Annotated in this window: 15 protein-coding genes; 7 read left to right on the forward strand and 8 right to left on the reverse strand. The window is 71.2% G+C overall.

Annotation, left to right across the window (positions count from 1 at the left end; translation table 11 throughout):
* Positions 1-24: 24 nt before the first annotated feature.
* Positions 25-1,242, forward strand: coding sequence for a CaiB/BaiF CoA-transferase family protein (locus AB0I94_RS31910; protein WP_363313185.1), 1,218 nt, complete (start codon positions 25-27; stop codon positions 1,240-1,242).
* A gap of 12 nt (positions 1,243-1,254) precedes the next feature.
* Here the strand turns inward: AB0I94_RS31910 and AB0I94_RS31915 are convergent, their stop codons facing one another.
* Both AB0I94_RS31915 and AB0I94_RS31920 read right to left on the reverse strand, forming a co-directional pair.
* Positions 1,255-1,812 carry a YbaK/EbsC family protein gene (locus AB0I94_RS31915; protein WP_363313186.1) on the reverse strand — a complete coding sequence of 186 codons (558 nt, stop codon included), beginning with the start codon at positions 1,810-1,812 and terminating at the stop codon, positions 1,255-1,257.
* 29 nt (positions 1,813-1,841) lie between these two features.
* Complete coding sequence (locus tag AB0I94_RS31920; protein ID WP_363313187.1) at positions 1,842-2,426, reverse strand: XRE family transcriptional regulator; 585 nt, start codon at positions 2,424-2,426, stop codon at positions 1,842-1,844.
* Between the two features lie 94 nt (positions 2,427-2,520).
* Here AB0I94_RS31920 and AB0I94_RS31925 point away from each other — a divergent pair, with 94 nt between their 5' ends.
* Positions 2,521-3,384, forward strand: coding sequence for a DMT family transporter (locus AB0I94_RS31925; protein ID WP_363313188.1), 864 nt, complete (start codon positions 2,521-2,523; stop codon positions 3,382-3,384).
* 15 nt (positions 3,385-3,399) lie between these two features.
* Here AB0I94_RS31925 and AB0I94_RS31930 read toward each other — a convergent pair whose 3' ends face one another.
* Positions 3,400-4,158: an acyltransferase gene (locus AB0I94_RS31930; protein WP_363313189.1), complete on the reverse strand. Its 759-nt coding sequence runs from the start codon at positions 4,156-4,158 to the stop codon at positions 3,400-3,402.
* Positions 4,159-4,291: 133 nt separating this feature from the next.
* Here AB0I94_RS31930 and AB0I94_RS31935 point away from each other — a divergent pair, with 133 nt between their 5' ends.
* Complete coding sequence (locus AB0I94_RS31935; RefSeq protein WP_363313190.1) at positions 4,292-4,822, forward strand: gamma carbonic anhydrase family protein; 531 nt, start codon at positions 4,292-4,294, stop codon at positions 4,820-4,822.
* A gap of 2 nt (positions 4,823-4,824) precedes the next feature.
* On the opposite strand, the gene AB0I94_RS31940 is transcribed toward AB0I94_RS31935, so the two are convergent.
* The 3 genes from AB0I94_RS31940 to AB0I94_RS31950 all read right to left on the reverse strand — a co-directional run bounded on the left by AB0I94_RS31940 (position 4,825) and on the right by AB0I94_RS31950 (position 7,920).
* Positions 4,825-5,505: a DedA family protein gene (locus tag AB0I94_RS31940; RefSeq protein ID WP_363313191.1), complete on the reverse strand. Its 681-nt coding sequence runs from the start codon at positions 5,503-5,505 to the stop codon at positions 4,825-4,827.
* An 82-nt stretch (positions 5,506-5,587) separates the two neighbouring features.
* Complete coding sequence (locus tag AB0I94_RS31945; RefSeq protein ID WP_363313192.1) at positions 5,588-7,276, reverse strand: carboxylesterase family protein; 1,689 nt, start codon at positions 7,274-7,276, stop codon at positions 5,588-5,590.
* A gap of 206 nt (positions 7,277-7,482) precedes the next feature.
* On the reverse strand, positions 7,483-7,920 hold the full coding sequence (locus AB0I94_RS31950; protein ID WP_363313229.1) for a DUF4442 domain-containing protein: 438 nt from the start codon (positions 7,918-7,920) through the stop codon (positions 7,483-7,485).
* A gap of 96 nt (positions 7,921-8,016) precedes the next feature.
* Here AB0I94_RS31950 and AB0I94_RS31955 point away from each other — a divergent pair, with 96 nt between their 5' ends.
* The 4 genes from AB0I94_RS31955 to AB0I94_RS31970 all read left to right on the forward strand — a co-directional run bounded on the left by AB0I94_RS31955 (position 8,017) and on the right by AB0I94_RS31970 (position 12,725).
* Entirely contained in the window at positions 8,017-8,964 is a 948-nt protein-coding gene (locus AB0I94_RS31955; RefSeq protein ID WP_363313193.1) for a hypothetical protein, read from the forward strand.
* Positions 8,965-9,043: 79 nt separating this feature from the next.
* Complete coding sequence (locus tag AB0I94_RS31960) at positions 9,044-10,087, forward strand: hypothetical protein (protein ID WP_363313194.1); 1,044 nt, start codon at positions 9,044-9,046, stop codon at positions 10,085-10,087.
* Positions 10,088-10,187: 100 nt separating this feature from the next.
* Positions 10,188-11,225: a hypothetical protein gene (locus tag AB0I94_RS31965; RefSeq protein ID WP_363313195.1), complete on the forward strand. Its 1,038-nt coding sequence runs from the start codon at positions 10,188-10,190 to the stop codon at positions 11,223-11,225.
* A 99-nt stretch (positions 11,226-11,324) separates the two neighbouring features.
* A complete protein-coding gene (locus tag AB0I94_RS31970; protein ID WP_363313196.1) occupies positions 11,325-12,725 on the forward strand; it encodes an MFS transporter in 1,401 nt (466 codons plus the stop codon).
* On the opposite strand, the gene AB0I94_RS31975 is transcribed toward AB0I94_RS31970, so the two are convergent.
* Both AB0I94_RS31975 and tuf read right to left on the reverse strand, forming a co-directional pair.
* Complete coding sequence (locus tag AB0I94_RS31975; RefSeq protein ID WP_363313231.1) at positions 12,687-13,478, reverse strand: fused MFS/spermidine synthase; 792 nt, start codon at positions 13,476-13,478, stop codon at positions 12,687-12,689. The genes AB0I94_RS31970 and AB0I94_RS31975 overlap by 39 nt on opposite strands.
* 141 nt (positions 13,479-13,619) lie before the next feature.
* Positions 13,620-14,789: an elongation factor Tu gene (gene tuf / locus AB0I94_RS31980; protein WP_363313197.1), complete on the reverse strand. Its 1,170-nt coding sequence runs from the start codon at positions 14,787-14,789 to the stop codon at positions 13,620-13,622.
* Positions 14,790-14,865: the final 76 nt, after the last annotated feature.

Here is a 14,865-nt window from a genome sequence, read left to right on the forward strand (position 1 = left end):
CACACCCGCGAACGAAAGGCAGTCATGGCGACGAAGCACCACGAGCCGGCCGGTCATCTCCCCCTGGCGGGCATCACCGTCGTCAGCTTGGAGCAGGCCGTCGCCGCTCCCTTCGCCACCCGCCAGCTGGCCGACCTCGGCGCCCGCGTGATCAAGGTCGAGCGTCCCGGGGGCGGCGACTTCGCCCGGCGCTACGACACCACGGTGCACGGCCAGGCGAGCTACTTCGTCTGGCTCAACCGCTCCAAGGAGTCCCTCACCCTGGATCTCAAGTCCGATGAGGGCAGGGCGATCCTGCACGAACTCCTCGCGGGCGCCGACGTGTTCGTGCAGAACCTCGCCCCCGGCGCCGCCGACCGCCTCGGCCTCGGCGCGGACGAACTGCAGGCCCGCTACCCCTCGTTGATCCCCTGCACCGTCAGCGGGTACGGCACCAGCGGCTCCTGGGCGGACCGTAAGGCGTACGACCTGCTCGTGCAGTGCCAGACCGGGCTGCTCTCGCTGACCGGCACGCCCGACGAGGCGGTGCGGGCAGGGATCTCGGTCGCGGACATCGCGGGCGGGATGTACGCCTACAGCGGCATCCTCACCTCGCTCTTCACCCGGGCCACCACCGGGCGCGCGCCGGCCATCGAGGTCTCCCTCTTCGACGCGCTCGGCGAGTGGATGAGCCAGCCCGCGTACTACACGCGCTACGGCGGCACGCAGCCGCCCCGCGTCGGTGCCCGGCACGCGACGGTCGCGCCCTACGGCCCGTTCACCGCGTCCGACGGCAAGGACGTGCTGCTGTCCGTGCAGAACGAACGCGAGTGGGCCGCCCTGTGCGAACAGGTCGTCGGGCGTCCGGAGTTGACCGACGATCCGCGGTTCGCCACCGGCTCCGACCGTGTCGCGCACCGCGACGAACTCGACGCGATCATCTCCGCGCGCTTCGCGGAACTCGGCAGCGAGGAGGCGATGCAGCTGCTCGACCGCGCCAACATCGCCAACGCGGGCGTCAATTCGGTCGCCGAGTTCCTCGACCACCCCGCGCTCGCCGAGCGTGACCGCTGGCGTGAGGTCGCGATCCCGGGCAGCTCGGCCCCGGTGCAGGCGCTGGTGCCGCCCGCGGATCTGAGTGGGGTCGCCCCGCGCATGGACCCAGTGCCGGCCGCGGGCGAGCACACCGAGCGGATCCTGGAGGAACTGGGACGTGACCCGCAGGCCATCGCCCGGCTGCGCGAGTCGGGCGTCTGCGGGTGAGCCCCCTCCGCGTCAGGCGACGCCGAGCCCTTCGAGCACCACCGCGTTGGGCAGTTCGGCGAACGCCTTGCCGGGCACGATGAGCTTGCCCCTGCGGCTGCCACTGCCGATCAGGACGTACGGCAGGTCGACGACGGCTGCGTCCACGAGCAGCGGCCACTCGGCAGGCAGGCCGATCGGGGTGATGCCGCCGTACTCCATGCCGGTCTCGCCGGTGGCCGTGTCCATCGGTGCGAACGAGGCTTTGCGGGCGCCGAGTTGGCGACGTACGACGCCGTTGACGTCGACGCGGGTCGTGGACAGGACCAGGCACGCGGCGAGCGAGGTCTCGCCGCCGCGCTTGCCCGCGACCACGACGCAGTTCGCGGACTGCTCCAGGATGTCCTGGCCGTAGTGCTCCACGAAGGTGGCGGTGTCGGCCCACTGCGGGTCGGTGTCGACGTGGATGAGCTGCTCGGCGGGGATGGTCCCGCTCCATCCGCGCACGGCCTCCGCGACGGGTGCGATCAGGAGGTCGAGGGCCTCGGGCGCGGGTCGGACGTCGTCGAAATCTCCCATGGGTGCACGCATGGCCGCACGCTAACAGGCCGCCCCTCGGCTCAGTACGACGAGGCGTGGGCCGGCGGCACCGACACCGACATGGTCATCTCGACGGGCTCCGCACCCTTGTTGTGATAGCCGTGCGGGACGTTCGCCTCGAACGACGCGGCCGATCCCGCGGGCACGAGATGCTCCACGCCGTCCACGAGGAGCGTCAGTTCGCCCGCCGCCACGTGCAGCAGTTCCATCGTCCCCGGCGGGTGCGCGTCCGAGTCGCTGCCCTCGCCGGGCATCAGCTTCCACGCCCACAGCTCGAAGGGCCCGCGCGCCTCGGTCCCGACCAGCAGCGTCGTACTGCTGCCCGCCTCCGTGGACCACATGCGCACCGCCTGCTCCGGCGGCACGAGCCGGACGTGCGAGCCCTGCTCGTAGTCGAGGAGGGTGGTGATGCTGACGCCGAGGGCGTCGGCGAGCTTCACCGTGATACCGACGCTGGGGTTGGTCCTGGCCTGCTCGATCTGGATGATCATGCCGCGGCTGACGCCCGCGCGGGCCGCGAGCGCGTCGAGCGTGAAGCCCCGTTCCGAGCGCCAGCGCTTGAGGTTGCGGGCGAGGGACTGGGTGAGCTGATCGAGGTCCGACACATTCCGTCCAATATATTGAATGACAGAGTTTACGATACTGAACTACGGTGTGGTGCACCCAAAGGTTCACCACACTGTACTGCGAGGTTCTTCGATGACAGCACTGTTCGCTCTGGCCACCAGCCTCCTGTGGGGCCTTGCCGATTTCGGCGGCGGACTGCTGACCCGCCGCCTCCCCGCGCTCACGGTCGTGGTCGCCTCGCAGACCATCGCGGTGATCGTGCTCGGGGTGATAGTCGTCGCGACGGGCGGCTGGACGGAATGGGGCCCGCAGCTGTGGTTCGCGGTCGGCGCCGGGCTCGTCGGCCCCGTCGCGATGCTCGCCTTCTACAAGGCCCTGGCGCTCGGCCCGATGGGCGTCGTCTCGCCCCTCGGTTCGCTGGGCGTCGTCGTACCGGTGGGCGTCGGCCTCCTCCTCGGCGAGCGGCCGGGCGTCCCGCAGTTCGCCGGGATCGCTGTCGCCGTGATCGGCATCGTGCTCGCGGGCGGACCCGAGCTGCGCGGCGCCCCCGTACAGCGGCAGGCGGTCCTGCTCACGCTGGTCGCGGCCTTCGGATTCGGCGGGGTGATGGCGCTCATCTCCGAGGCGTCGAGCAACCTCACGGGACTGTTCCTCGCCCTGTTCGTGCAGCGTGTGACGAACGTGGCCACAGGCGGCGCGGCACTGTTCGTCTCGGTCAAGCGGGGCGGCAGGGCGCTCCCCGAGGGCAGCGGCATGTCCGTCGTCTGGGCGGCGGTCCCGGCCCTGGCCTTCATCGGCCTCGCGGACGTCGCGGCCAACGGCACATACTCGGTGGCGGCCCAGAACGGCCCGGTCACCGTGGCCGCCGTGCTCGCCTCCGTCTACCCGGTGGTCACCGCCCTCGCAGCCCGCATGGTGCTCAAGGAACGGCTGCGCGGGGTGCAGGCGGCAGGGGCCGGTCTTGCGCTGGTGGGCACGGTACTGCTGGCGAGCTGACCCGGCCGCCGCGGGTCAGACCTGCTCACCGAGATCGAGGTCGTCCAACTCCGCGAGGGCAAGCAGCTGTTCCGGCGTGACCCCGTCAGGAATAGGCACCGGCGCGGGCGTCCGCAGCGGCGGCTGCCAGCCGGCCTCCGGGTCCCAGGTCCGCACCACGCGGGCCGGCGCTCCGGCCACCACGGCATGGTCGGGCACGTGGCCCCGCACGACCGCGCCCGCGGCCACCACGACATTGCGGCCGATCCTGGCGCCGGGCAGGATCACCGCGTTGGTGCCGATCCAGCAGCCGGGGCCGATCTCGACCGGCTCCATGCGCGGCCACTGCTTGCCGATGGGCGTGTGCGGATCGTCGTACGAGTGGTTCGTGGACGTCACGTACACCGTGGGCCCGAAGTAGCAGTCGTCGCCGATCGTCACCGTGGTGTCCGCGATGACATGGCTGCCGCGGCCGAGCACGACGCCGTTTCCGATGCTCAGGATCGGGTCGGGGCCGAGGTCCAGGTCGGGCATCATCCCGGCGGTGAGGGTGACCTGCTCACCGATGATGCAGTGGTCTCCGATCCGGATCCACGGCTCACCGAAGACGGTCCCCTGCGGGAAGGCCAGCTTCGTACCCGGGCCGATCGCGGCGAACCGCAGCCGCCCCGGCCGCTGTGCGGTGACCGCGCCCGTCCGCTGCACCCAGGCCCAGCCCGCGTGGACGGCGCGCTGGGTCGCGCGGCGCCGCCAGTCGGCGACCGCGGATGAGAACGTGTTCCTGTTCTTCGGCACGCGCTCACGTTACTCAGCCGTGCGCGGCGCGGTGAGCCCGGGCAGCTGTGATCTTCACCCCACGAGGCGGCGGCCCCCGCCCCGTCCCGTACGGTTCCGCCAGGCGCGAGACACGTACGAATGGAGAGTTCCGATGAGCCACGAGGCACTCATCACCGGGTTCGGCGGCAAGCACCCGCAGATCGATCAGGACGCCTTCACCGCGCCCACCTCGGTCATCATCGGCGAGGTGACGCTGCACGCCGGTGCGAGCGCCTGGTACGGGGCGGTGCTCCGCGCGGACGGCGGGCCGATCGTCGTCGGCGCCGAAAGCAACATCCAGGACAATTGCAGCCTCCACGTCGACCTGGGCTTCCCGATGAGCATCGGAGAGCGGGTCTCGGTCGGCCACAACGCCGTCCTGCACGGCTGCACCGTCGAGGACGACTGCCTGATCGGCATGGGGGCGACGGTCCTCAACGGTGCGGTGATCGGCGCCGGTTCGCTGGTCGCGGCGCAGGCCCTCGTGCCGCAGGGGATGGTCGTGCCGCCCGGCTCACTGGTCGCGGGCGTCCCCGCCAAGGTGCGCCGCCCGCTCACCGACGAGGAGCGCGCGGGCGTCACCCTCAACGGAACGATGTACGTGGAGCTGGCCAAGGCCCACCGGGAGGCCCACGCCGAGTGACGTCAGTCGGCGGCCGGGACGGGGACCGGCTCGGCCGCCGTCCGCACACCGGTGTCCGCTCGCGCCTCGCAGCGGGCCGCCGCGGCCTTCTTGGCGCGGCGCTTGACGAGCAGCATGGAGCCGACGCCGATCAGGACGGCGATGGCCAGGCCGAAGTACGAGAACCGCTTGAGCCAGTCCTCGGCGACGACACCGATGTAGTAGATGACGGCGGTGGTGCCGCCCGCCCAGACGATGCCGCCCAGGACGTTGGCGATCAGGAACTTCCAGTACGGCATGCGCAGCACGCCCGCGAGGGGTCCCGCGAAGATGCGGAGCAGGGCGACGAAGCGGCCGAAGAAGACCGCCCACATGCCCCACTTCTGGAACGACTGCTCGGCGCTGCCGACGTTCGCGGCGCTGAAGTGCTTGGGGAACTTCCGTTCCAGCCAGGTCAGGAGCGGTCGGCCGCCCTTGCGTCCGATCGCGTACCCGATCGAATCACCGATGATGGCGCCCGCGGTGGCGCAGATCCCCAGGACGACGGGGTTGAGCTCGCCGTGCTGCGAGGAGAGCAGCGCGGCGGAGACGAGCACGATCTCACCCGGCAGCGGGATGCCCAGGCTCTCCAGACCGATGATCACGCCCACCAGCGCGTAGATACTGACGGCCGGTACGGTCTCCAGCCATTCCTGGACGTGCAACGCCGGTTCCTCCTGTGCTGATGTGCCTGTACCCGGCGTGCGCGCTCCCCCCAAGATCGCGCACGCCGGGCAGCCTACCCGCTCACCCGGCGTCGGCCGGGGCAGCACCCTCCGGGCCCCCGCGGTCCCACAGGTCGCACTGATGCTCACGGGCCACCGCGGAGCTCAGCTCGTTCCCTCCGGCGGACGCGGTCCGCAGTGAGAGCACCTGACCGGGCTGTTTCCGCTGGTCGGGCGCGGTGGGCTGACCGTCGGCGCGCGGCGCGCCGCCGTGGATGAAGGAGCCCCAGTACTGGACCATCTGCCGGGCCAGAGCCCGCTGCTCCTTGTTGAGCGGCGACGCGAGCCCGAAGTGCTTGAAGAGGTACTGCACTTCGTTGACGTGGGTCGCGCCGAAGTCGAACGTCTTGCCCGCATCCCGGATGGACGCGAAGGGCGGCGAGGTGCGGTCGGCGAACTCGTAGGCGTAGACGGGGCCGCGGCCCGCGAGCGTCCTGTCCATGCGCAGCGCCGTACAGGCGAACATCTGGTCGCCGAGGGTGGCCGCGTACGCGTGCGTCGGCGAGGCGTGCCCGTCCACGGGGTAGCGCCTCAGCACCTCGGCGCCCAGCTCCGCGCCGTACGTCCGAGTGAGGGCGCCCGGGTACTGCTCCTCGGTCAGTGGCTTGCCCTGCCCGTCGAACTGTCCGTAGGCGAAGAGCCGCCCTTCGTCGCTGTTCGCGCCGTTCAGGACCGGCACGCGTGAGGCGCCGCCGCTCTCGTACGCCTCCTCGGGCTGGACCGGCAGGAAGTCGCCGCCTGCCACCGGCCCCCAGTCGAACCCGGCCTGCGCCGCGAGGATCTCCTTCGCGGGCTTCTCCCGCAGACACGCGAGGGCGGTCGCCGGGTCGGGGCAGCCCGCCTTCTTCGCGAACGCCGCACCCTGCGTGAGCGCCTCGTCGCGCTCGCGGGCGGCGCAGTCCCCGTAGGCGCCGCTCTGCACGATGCCGGCGCGGTAGAGGCCCTTGGCGGTCGGTGAGGCGAGCTGCGTGCAGACGGAGCGGCCGCCCGCGGACTCTCCGGCGATGGTGACGCGCTGCCGGTCGCCGCCGAAAGCGCCGATGTTGGCGCGCACCCAGCGCAGGGCGGCCTGCTGGTCGAGCATGCCGTAGTTGCCCGAGACGTCGTCGGACGCCTCTTCGTCGAGACCCTTGCCCGCGAGGAAACCCATGGCTCCCAGGCGGTAGTTGACGGTCACCACCACCGTGCCGGTGCGCCGGGCGAAGGTGTCGGGCACGATGTCCTCCCCCGCGCCCGCGGTGAGCCCGCCGCCGTGCAGCCAGACCAGGACGGGCCGCTGCTTCCGCTCCCCCTCGGGCGCGTAGACGTTGAGGTCGAGGCAGTCCTCCGTGTGGCTGGGCTTCTCGTACCCGGGGTCCCAACTCGCCGTCTGTACGCAGCGGTTGCCGAAGGCGGTCGCCCCGCGCACGCCCTGCCAGGGCTTGACGGGACGCGGTTCCTTCCAGCGCAGGTCACCGACGGGCCGCTGGGCGTACGGGACGCCCAGGAACTGCCGCCCCTCGGCGGTGGATTCCCCGCGCAGCCAGCCCGCGTCCGTACGGACGAGCGTGTCGGCACCCGCCCGGGACGTGCCCTTCGGGGTGGTCTGCGCTGTCTGTGCTGCCTGCGCTGTGTGCGGGGTGAGCAGAGCCGCGGCGGCGGCGATGACCGTGAGGGTGGTTCGGGTGGTGCGTTTGCGTCCCGTGCGTCCTGTGCGTCCCGTGCGTCTCATGCGGCGACTCCCTCGAAGACGTCAACCCTGGCGGCCGGAAACTATGACGACCGTTGACTCGTGTCAATGACATGAACAGAAGGTCCGCCGGAACGGCTGGATGGAGTCACGAAGAACGGCGCCGCGCCGGTCGGGACCCCCGTGGCCCGGCCGACGCGACGCCGCTGTGTTCAACGAACGTACGGAAGCGAACGCCCGTACGCGACTCAGTTATTGGGGCGCAGCGTCCAGACGACCGTCATCTCGCCGGTCACGGCGCCGTCCTCGCGCTGGATCGCGATCGCCACCGGGAACTCGGGGCGCTGCCCCGCGTCCAGTTCGGCGACGACCTCGGCGGCCGGGCGGCCGAGGGTCGCCGTGGCGGTCACCGGCCCCATGGCGAGCTTCTTGTACGCGATGTCGGCACGGACCGCGAGGGGCACGGCCCGCGAGAGCTGGTCACCGAACGCGGCGAGCACGATGGCGCCGCTCGCCGACTCCCCCAGCGTGAACATGGCTCCGGCGTGCGGCCCGCCGACGTGGTTGTGGTAGTCGGCCTGGTCGGGCAGGGCGACCACGGCCTTCTCGGGCGTGGTCTCGCGGAACTCGAGGTTCAGCGTCCGGGCCATCGGCACGGTGGCGGCGAGCATCTCGCCTATCGACATCTGGTCAGCGCTCATGGCCACAATGTTACCCACGAGTAGCGTTCTTTGACCAGGAGTCGGCGGCGCGTGGATCAACGTCACCTATCGTTGCCTCGCATGTGGCCAGGAGAGCAGCAGCCCGGGGGCGGGCCGAACCAGTCGAATCCGTACCACCAGCCGGGATATCAGCAACCGGCGCCGTGGAACGCGCCCACCGTTCCCGGTGGCCCACCGCAGGCTCCGCGGGGTGGCGGGGGCGACGGAGGGGGTGGCGGCAACAGGACCAAGGTCATCGCCGTCGTCGCCGCGGCGGCGGTCGTGGTGGCCGCCGGCGTCGTCGGCTTCCTCGTCCTCGGCGGCGACAAGGACGACAGCGCGAAGCCGGACCCGGCGAAGTCCCCGACCGCGGCTGCGAGCACGGCCGGGGCCGATGGCTCCGACTCCCGCGGCAACGACCGGGGGCCCAAGCCGACGGTTCCCGGCTGGCACACCGTCGTGAATCCCGAGCGCGGGATCGCCTTCGACGTACCCCCGGACTGGGAACTCAGGTCGCCCGACTGGGTCACGGCCGTCGGGGAGAGCGACGATCCCGACAGCGTCCTGATCGGGATGGGGGCACCTGCCGTACTCAAGAAGCAGTGGTGCGGGAGCGATTCGGACCGGGACGGCACCAAGGACTACACGCCTCTCGCCGAGGCCGGCAGCCGGGGCAACCGCGGCGCGAAGACCACCGAGGAGATCGCCAGGGAAGACTCGGCGATGTGGGTGTACGGCGCGTACGCGCAGCCCGACCGGAAGAAGATCAAGACCAGCGCGGTGGAGTCGTACACCACCAAGTCCGGCATCACCGGCAGCCTGGCCACGTCCTCGGTCTCCGGCACCTCGAACGCCGACAAGTGCCGAACGGCCGGCAAGGCGACCACCTTCGGCTTCAAGGACTCCGAGGGGAAACTCGTCTCGTGGTCGTTCTTCGGCGCGCAGCGCGTGAGTGACGAAGTCCCGGACGCGACGGTCAGGAAGATGCTCGGTACGGTGCGCGAGATCGAGGCGGAGCCGAAGTCCTGAACGAGCGGACCTTCACGTCCGCCCCGCCCCCCGGTCCTCCGTGACGTGTCCGCTGCAACACCCCGTATCGTTTCCCGCCATGTGGCCAGGACAGCAGCCGCCCGGGGGCGAGCAGAACCCGCAGGACCCGAATCCCAACCCGTACCAGCAGCCGGGGTACCAGCAGCCGAACCCATACCAGCAGCCGGGATATCAGCATCCGAATCCGTACCAGCAGCCGGGACCGGGGCAGCAGGGCCAATGGAGCGCGCCGACCGCGCCGATGGGCGTGACGCAGCAGCCCGGCGGTGACGGGGGCGGCGGCAACGGCAACAAGACCAAGCTGGTCGCGATCGTCGCGGCGACGGCGGTCGTGGTGGCCGCGGGTGTCACCGGCTTCCTGGTGCTCGGCGGCGACAAGGACGACGAGGCGGACGCGGCGGACCCGAAGCCGGCCAAGTCCGTGTCCAAGAAGCCGAGTCCGGACCCGGTGACCGGCGGCGGCGAGGACGAGCGCGGCACGAACAAGGGCCCGAAGCCGACGATCAAGGGCTGGCAGGTCGTCGTGAACCCCAAGTGGGGCACGGCCTTCGACGTCCCGGCCGACTGGGAGGTGCAGACCCCCGACACCCTCATCGGCTTCGAGGACGCGAGCAAGGGTGCCGAGGCGAAGCCGCTCATCACGATGTCCGCACCCGCGTACTACAAGTCGAAGTGGTGCTCCGCCGACGACGACAAGGACGGCACCAAGGACGACACCGCCCTCGGCGCCGTCGGAACCAAGGGCGCGAACGGCGCGAAGAGCACCGACGAGGTCGCCGTCAACCAGGTCCCGTGGTGGGTCTTCGGCGGGTACACCCAGCCGGACAAGAAGAGCCTCACCTTCACCAAGAAGGCGGAGCCGTTCACCACGAAGACCGGCATCAAGGGCAGCATCGCGCGCGCTCACTCGACGAACACGCCGCAGAACGGCAAGTGCGACTCGGACGGCAAGGCGATCACCTTCGGCTTCAAGAACTCCGAGGGCGAGTACGTCGCCTGGAGTCTCTACGGCGCCAAGGGCGTCAAGGACGAGATCCCTGAGGCGACGGTGATGAAGATCCTGAACACGGTCCGTCTGTCCGGGGATCCCACGGAGTCCTGAGCCGTTTCGTACCACGCGGGGGCTTATGGCCCCGATGTGCTGTCCCCGCCACGGGGCCAGCGATGACATCAGGCCACAAGCCCCTCTATGGTTACTGCTCATGTGGCCAGGACAGCAGCCGCCCGGGGGCGAGCAGAACCCGCAGGGTCAGAATCCCAACCCGTACCAGCAGCCGGGGTACCAGCAGCCGAACCCGTACCAGCAGCCGGGCTACCAGCAGCAGCCGCACTCGGGCGCCTTCTCGCAGCCGGAGCAGCCGCAGTGGGTCGCGCCCACGCCACCGCCCGTGCCGCCCCAGCCGGGCGGCGGTCAGGGTGGCGGCGGAAACAAGACGAAGATCACCGCGATCGTCGCGGCGCTCGCCGTCCTGGTGGCCGCAGGTGTCACGGGCTTCCTGGTGCTCGGCGGTGACAAGGACGACGAGGCCGACGGGAAGCCGGACAAGAAGTCTCCCGCCAAGTCCGCGTCCCCGAAACCGAGCCCCACGGACGACGGCGGCAGCGAGCGCGGCACGGACAAGGGCCCGACGCCGACGATCAAGGGCTGGCAGGTCGTCGTGAATCCCAAATGGGGTACGGCCTTCGACGTGCCCGCGGACTGGGAGGTCGACACCCCGGGCACCTTCATCGGCTTCGAGGACAGGAAGAAGGGCGACGGCAGCGCGCTCATCGGCATGTCCGCGCCCGCGCACTACAAGCCGAAGTGGTGCTCCTCGGACGACGACAAGGACGGCACCAAGGACGACACCGCCCTCGGCGTTGTCGGCACCAAGGGCCAGAACGGCGCCAAGAACACCAAGGACGTCGCGCGCAACGACTCCGCGTGGTGGGTCTTCGGCGGGTACACGGGCCAGAAGAAGGCCGACAAGAAGAAGATCAAGATCGGCAAGGTGGAGTCGTTCACCACCGCGTCGGGCATCAAGGGCAGCGTCGCGACCTCCACGACCTCCGGCGCGGCCGGAAGCGACAAGTGCGACTCGGACGGCAAGGCCACGACGTTCGCCTTCAAGAACTCCGAGGGTGAGTACGTCTCCTGGTCGATGTACGGCGCCAAGGGCGTGAAGGACGAGATCCCCGACGCCACGGTGAAGAAGATCCTCGGCACGGTGCGACTGCACGGGGACGGCGCGGAGTCCTGAGCCGCTGAGCCGTCGGAGCCGTCGGAGCCGTCGGCGGGGGTTTTGACCCCGTGCGGAATCGGTTTGGCAAGTCGGTCGTCCGGCGGCGATAGTCCCCTGGTGACCAAACCCGCCGCCGAGCGCCGCCCCTCCTGGGCCGGGCGCAACTACAGCCTGCTGACCGCCGCCGCGATCGTGACCAACCTGGGCAGCCACGGCGCCCTGATCGCGGCGGCGTTCGCCGTGCTCGACTCGGGCGGTGACGGCGGCGACGTGGGCCTGGTGGCGGCGGCCCGCACGCTGCCGCTCGTGCTGTTCCTGCTCATCGGGGGCGCCGTCGCCGACCGGCTGCCGCGCCACCACGTGATGGTCGCGGCCAACGCCCTCAACTGCCTCTCGCAGGCGGTCTTCGCGGTGCTCGTCATCTCCGGCACGCCCCCGCTGTGGTCGATGATGCTGCTCACCGCGCTCGGCGGCACCGGTCAGGCGTTCTTCGGCCCGGCCGCCGAAGGCATGCTGATGTCGACGGTCAGCGGCGAACAGGCCAGCCGCGCCTTCGCGCTGTACCGCATGGCGATGCAGGGCGCCGGTCTGGGCGGCGCGGCACTCGGCGGCCTGATGGTCGCCGCGATCGGGCCCGGCTGGGTGCTCGCAGTGGACGCGGTGGCGTTCGCGGTGGCCGCAGCCCTGCGGTCGTTCCTCGACGTGAGCCACATTCCGGTGCGCGAACCCGGCGGCGGGCTGCTCTCCGATCTGCGGGAGGGCTGGCGGGAGTTCATCGGTCGCCCGTGGCTGTGGGCGATCGTCGCGCAGTTCTCCGTGGTGGTGGCGGTGGTCGGCGCGGCCGAGGCGGTCTTCGGGCCCCTGGTCGCCCGGGACGAACTCGGCGGCGCCGGCCCCTGGGGGCTCGCGCTCGGCGCGTTCGGCGCGGGCACGGTCGGCGGCGCGTTCCTGATGATGCGGTGGAAGCCGCGGCGCCTGCTGCTCGCGGGCACCCTCTGCGTCTTCCCGCTCGCCGCGCCGTCGGCGGCGCTCGCGGTGCCGCTGCCGGTGTGGGGGCTCGCGGCGGTGATGTTCGTCAGCGGCGTGGCGATCGAGGTGTTCGGCGTCTCGTGGATGACGGCGATGCATCAGGAGATACCCGAGGAGAAGCTGTCGCGGGTCGCCGCGTACGACTGGTTCGGCTCGATCGCGATGGTCCCGCTCGCCACGGCGCTGGCTGGCCCGGCGGAGCTCGCCTTCGGGCGTTCGGCATCGCTGTGGGGCTGCGCGGCGCTGGTGGTCGTGGTGACGGCGCTGGTGCTGTTCGTGCCGGACGTGCGCAATCTGACGCGGCGCGCGTCGTCGAAGGAGGTGGCCAAGGCGGCCACTCCCCCGGCCGGCCCCGCACCCGTTCCGACCGCTCCCTCAGCCGGCTCTTCCTCAGCCGGTGCCGGATCAGCCGACGCTTTCCCAGCCGACGCCTCCTCGGCCGGTGCTCCCTCAGCCGATGCTGAAGGCCCCGTCGGGCGGCTCGGGTGAGGCGACCGCGTCCTCGTCCCGCACCGGCTTCGCGTCACCGGTGAACAGGCGCAGCGCGGCCCCGTGCTCGACGCGGGCCGGGAAGACGTCGGCCGCCGTCCGCCGGGCCAGCGCCTCGATCTCGATCTCCTCGTGCGAGGCGACGAGCACCGCGTTGCCGAAGCGGCGGCCGCGCAGCACGGCCGGCTCGGCGATCAGCGCGACCTGCCCGAACACCGCGGCGAAAGTGGCGAGCTGGGAGCGCAGGAAGCCGAACGGCGCCCCGTCGGCGAGGTTCGCCGCATAGACGCCGCCCGCGCGCAGCACCCGGCCCGCCTCACGCGCGTAGGCCACCGAGGTCAGATGGGCGGGCACCCGCGAGCCGCCGAACACATCGGCGACGATGACATCGGCGCTGTCCGTAGCCGCCGCCCCGAGCCACTGCCGGGCGTCCGCGCCGTGCACGGTGACGCCGCACCCCTCGGGCAACGGCAGCCGCTCGGTGACCAGTTCGAGCAGCCCCCGGTCGGCCTCCACCACGTCCTGGCGTGAGCCCGGCCGGGTCGCGGCGACATAGCGGGGCAGAGTGAGCGCGCCGCCGCCGAGGTGGATCACGTCCAGGGGGCGGTCCTGGTCGTCGGCTGTGTCCAGGACGTGCGCGAGGCGCTGCGCGTACTCGAACTCCAGGTAGGTGGGCGCGTCGAGATCGACGTACGACTGGGGCGCTCCGTCGACCGTGAGCAGCCAGGCGCGGGGCCGGTCCACGTCCGGCATCAGCTTGGCCGTGCCGTGGTCGACGGCCTTGGTGACGGGTATCGCCTCGTCCGCGCGCTGGTCATCGGTCTCATCGGTCACCGCTCCATTGTGCCCGCCTCCCCCGGGGGTGGATCCCCCGCGGGAGGCGGGCATCGGAGGTCAGCCGAGCTCGGTCACCGTGCCCGCGCCGACGGTGCGGCCGCCCTCGCGGATCGCGAAGCCGAGGCCCGTCTCCAGGGGCATGTCGCGGCCGAGCTCGACCGTCATGGTGACGGTGTCGCCGGGCCTGGCCACGGCGGCTTCACCGAGGTCGACGTCGCCGACCACGTCCGCGGTGCGGAGGTAGAACTGCGGCCGGTAGCCGGTCGCGATCGGCGTCGACCGTCCGCCCTCCTTGGCCGACAGGACGTACACCTGCGCGGTGAAGCGGCGACTTGGACTGACGCTGCCCGGCTCCACGACGACATGCCCGCGTCGTACGGCGTCGCGTGGCACACCGCGCAGGAGCAGTGCCACGTTGTCGCCCGCCTGGGCGGACTCCATGGGCTTGCCGAAGGTCTCAAGCCCGGTGACGACGGTCTCCGTCTGCGCGCCCAGCACCTCCACCCGGTCGCCGACCCGCACGGTGCCGCGCTCCACGGCTCCGGTGACGACGGTTCCGCGTCCGGTGATGGTGAGCACGTTCTCCACCGACAGCAGAAAGGGCGCGTCGACGTACCGCTCGGGCATGGGCACATAGGTGTCCACCGCGTCGAGCAACGCCTCGATGGCGGCGGCCCACCGTGGGTCCCCCTCCAGCGCCTTCAGCCCCGAGACCCGTACGACGGGGACGGAGTCACCCCCGTACCCGTGCGCGGAGAGCAGATCCCGCACCTCCAGCTCGACGAGGTCGATGAGGTCCTCATCGCCCGCGTCGGCCTTGTTGATCGCGACGACGATGTGGTCGACACCCACCTGGCGCGCGAGCAGGACGTGCTCGGCGGTCTGCGGCATGATCCCGTCGAGCGCGGAGACGACGAGGATCGCCCCGTCGAGCTGCGCGGCGCCGGTGACCATGTTCTTGACATAGTCGGCGTGGCCCGGCATGTCCACGTGGGCGTAGTGCCGGGTGTCGGTCTCGTACTCGACATGCGCGATGTTGATGGTGATGCCGCGCTGCGCCTCCTCGGGGGCGCGGTCGATGCGGTCGAAGGGCACGAACGTGCCGGTGCCCCGCTCGCTGAGGACCTTGGTGATGGCGGCGGTCAGGGTCGTCTTGCCGTGGTCGACGTGGCCCATCGTGCCGATGTTGAGGTGCGGCTTGGTGCGGATGTATGCCGTCTTGGACATGGCGGTTCCTTCTGTGGAACTCGAAGCTGAAGTCCTGGGCGCACGTCATCGCGTGCGCGCTCGGGACGGGGACCCC

The organism is Streptomyces sp. NPDC050147 (assembly GCF_040660195.1).
Lineage (GTDB): Bacteria > Actinomycetota > Actinomycetes > Streptomycetales > Streptomycetaceae > Streptomyces.

What these genes read in the sequence shown, in the direction of transcription:
- AB0I94_RS31960 (WP_363313194.1), top strand. Translation starts at nt 9,044, where the DNA reads ATGTGGCCAGGACAGCAGCCGCCCGGGGGCGAGCAGAACCCGCAGGAC.
- AB0I94_RS31915 (WP_363313186.1), bottom strand. Translation starts at nt 1,812, where the DNA reads ATGCGTGCACCCATGGGAGATTTCGACGACGTCCGACCCGCGCCCGAG.
- AB0I94_RS31945 (WP_363313192.1), bottom strand. Translation starts at nt 7,276, where the DNA reads ATGAGACGCACGGGACGCACAGGACGCACGGGACGCAAACGCACCACC.
- AB0I94_RS31935 (WP_363313190.1), top strand. Translation starts at nt 4,292, where the DNA reads ATGAGCCACGAGGCACTCATCACCGGGTTCGGCGGCAAGCACCCGCAG.
- AB0I94_RS31955 (WP_363313193.1), top strand. Translation starts at nt 8,017, where the DNA reads ATGTGGCCAGGAGAGCAGCAGCCCGGGGGCGGGCCGAACCAGTCGAAT.
- AB0I94_RS31950 (WP_363313229.1), bottom strand. Translation starts at nt 7,920, where the DNA reads ATGTCGATAGGCGAGATGCTCGCCGCCACCGTGCCGATGGCCCGGACG.
- AB0I94_RS31910 (WP_363313185.1), top strand. Translation starts at nt 25, where the DNA reads ATGGCGACGAAGCACCACGAGCCGGCCGGTCATCTCCCCCTGGCGGGC.
- AB0I94_RS31965 (WP_363313195.1), top strand. Translation starts at nt 10,188, where the DNA reads ATGTGGCCAGGACAGCAGCCGCCCGGGGGCGAGCAGAACCCGCAGGGT.
- tuf (WP_363313197.1), bottom strand. Translation starts at nt 14,789, where the DNA reads ATGTCCAAGACGGCATACATCCGCACCAAGCCGCACCTCAACATCGGC.
- AB0I94_RS31975 (WP_363313231.1), bottom strand. Translation starts at nt 13,478, where the DNA reads ATGCCGGACGTGGACCGGCCCCGCGCCTGGCTGCTCACGGTCGACGGA.
- AB0I94_RS31925 (WP_363313188.1), top strand. Translation starts at nt 2,521, where the DNA reads ATGACAGCACTGTTCGCTCTGGCCACCAGCCTCCTGTGGGGCCTTGCC.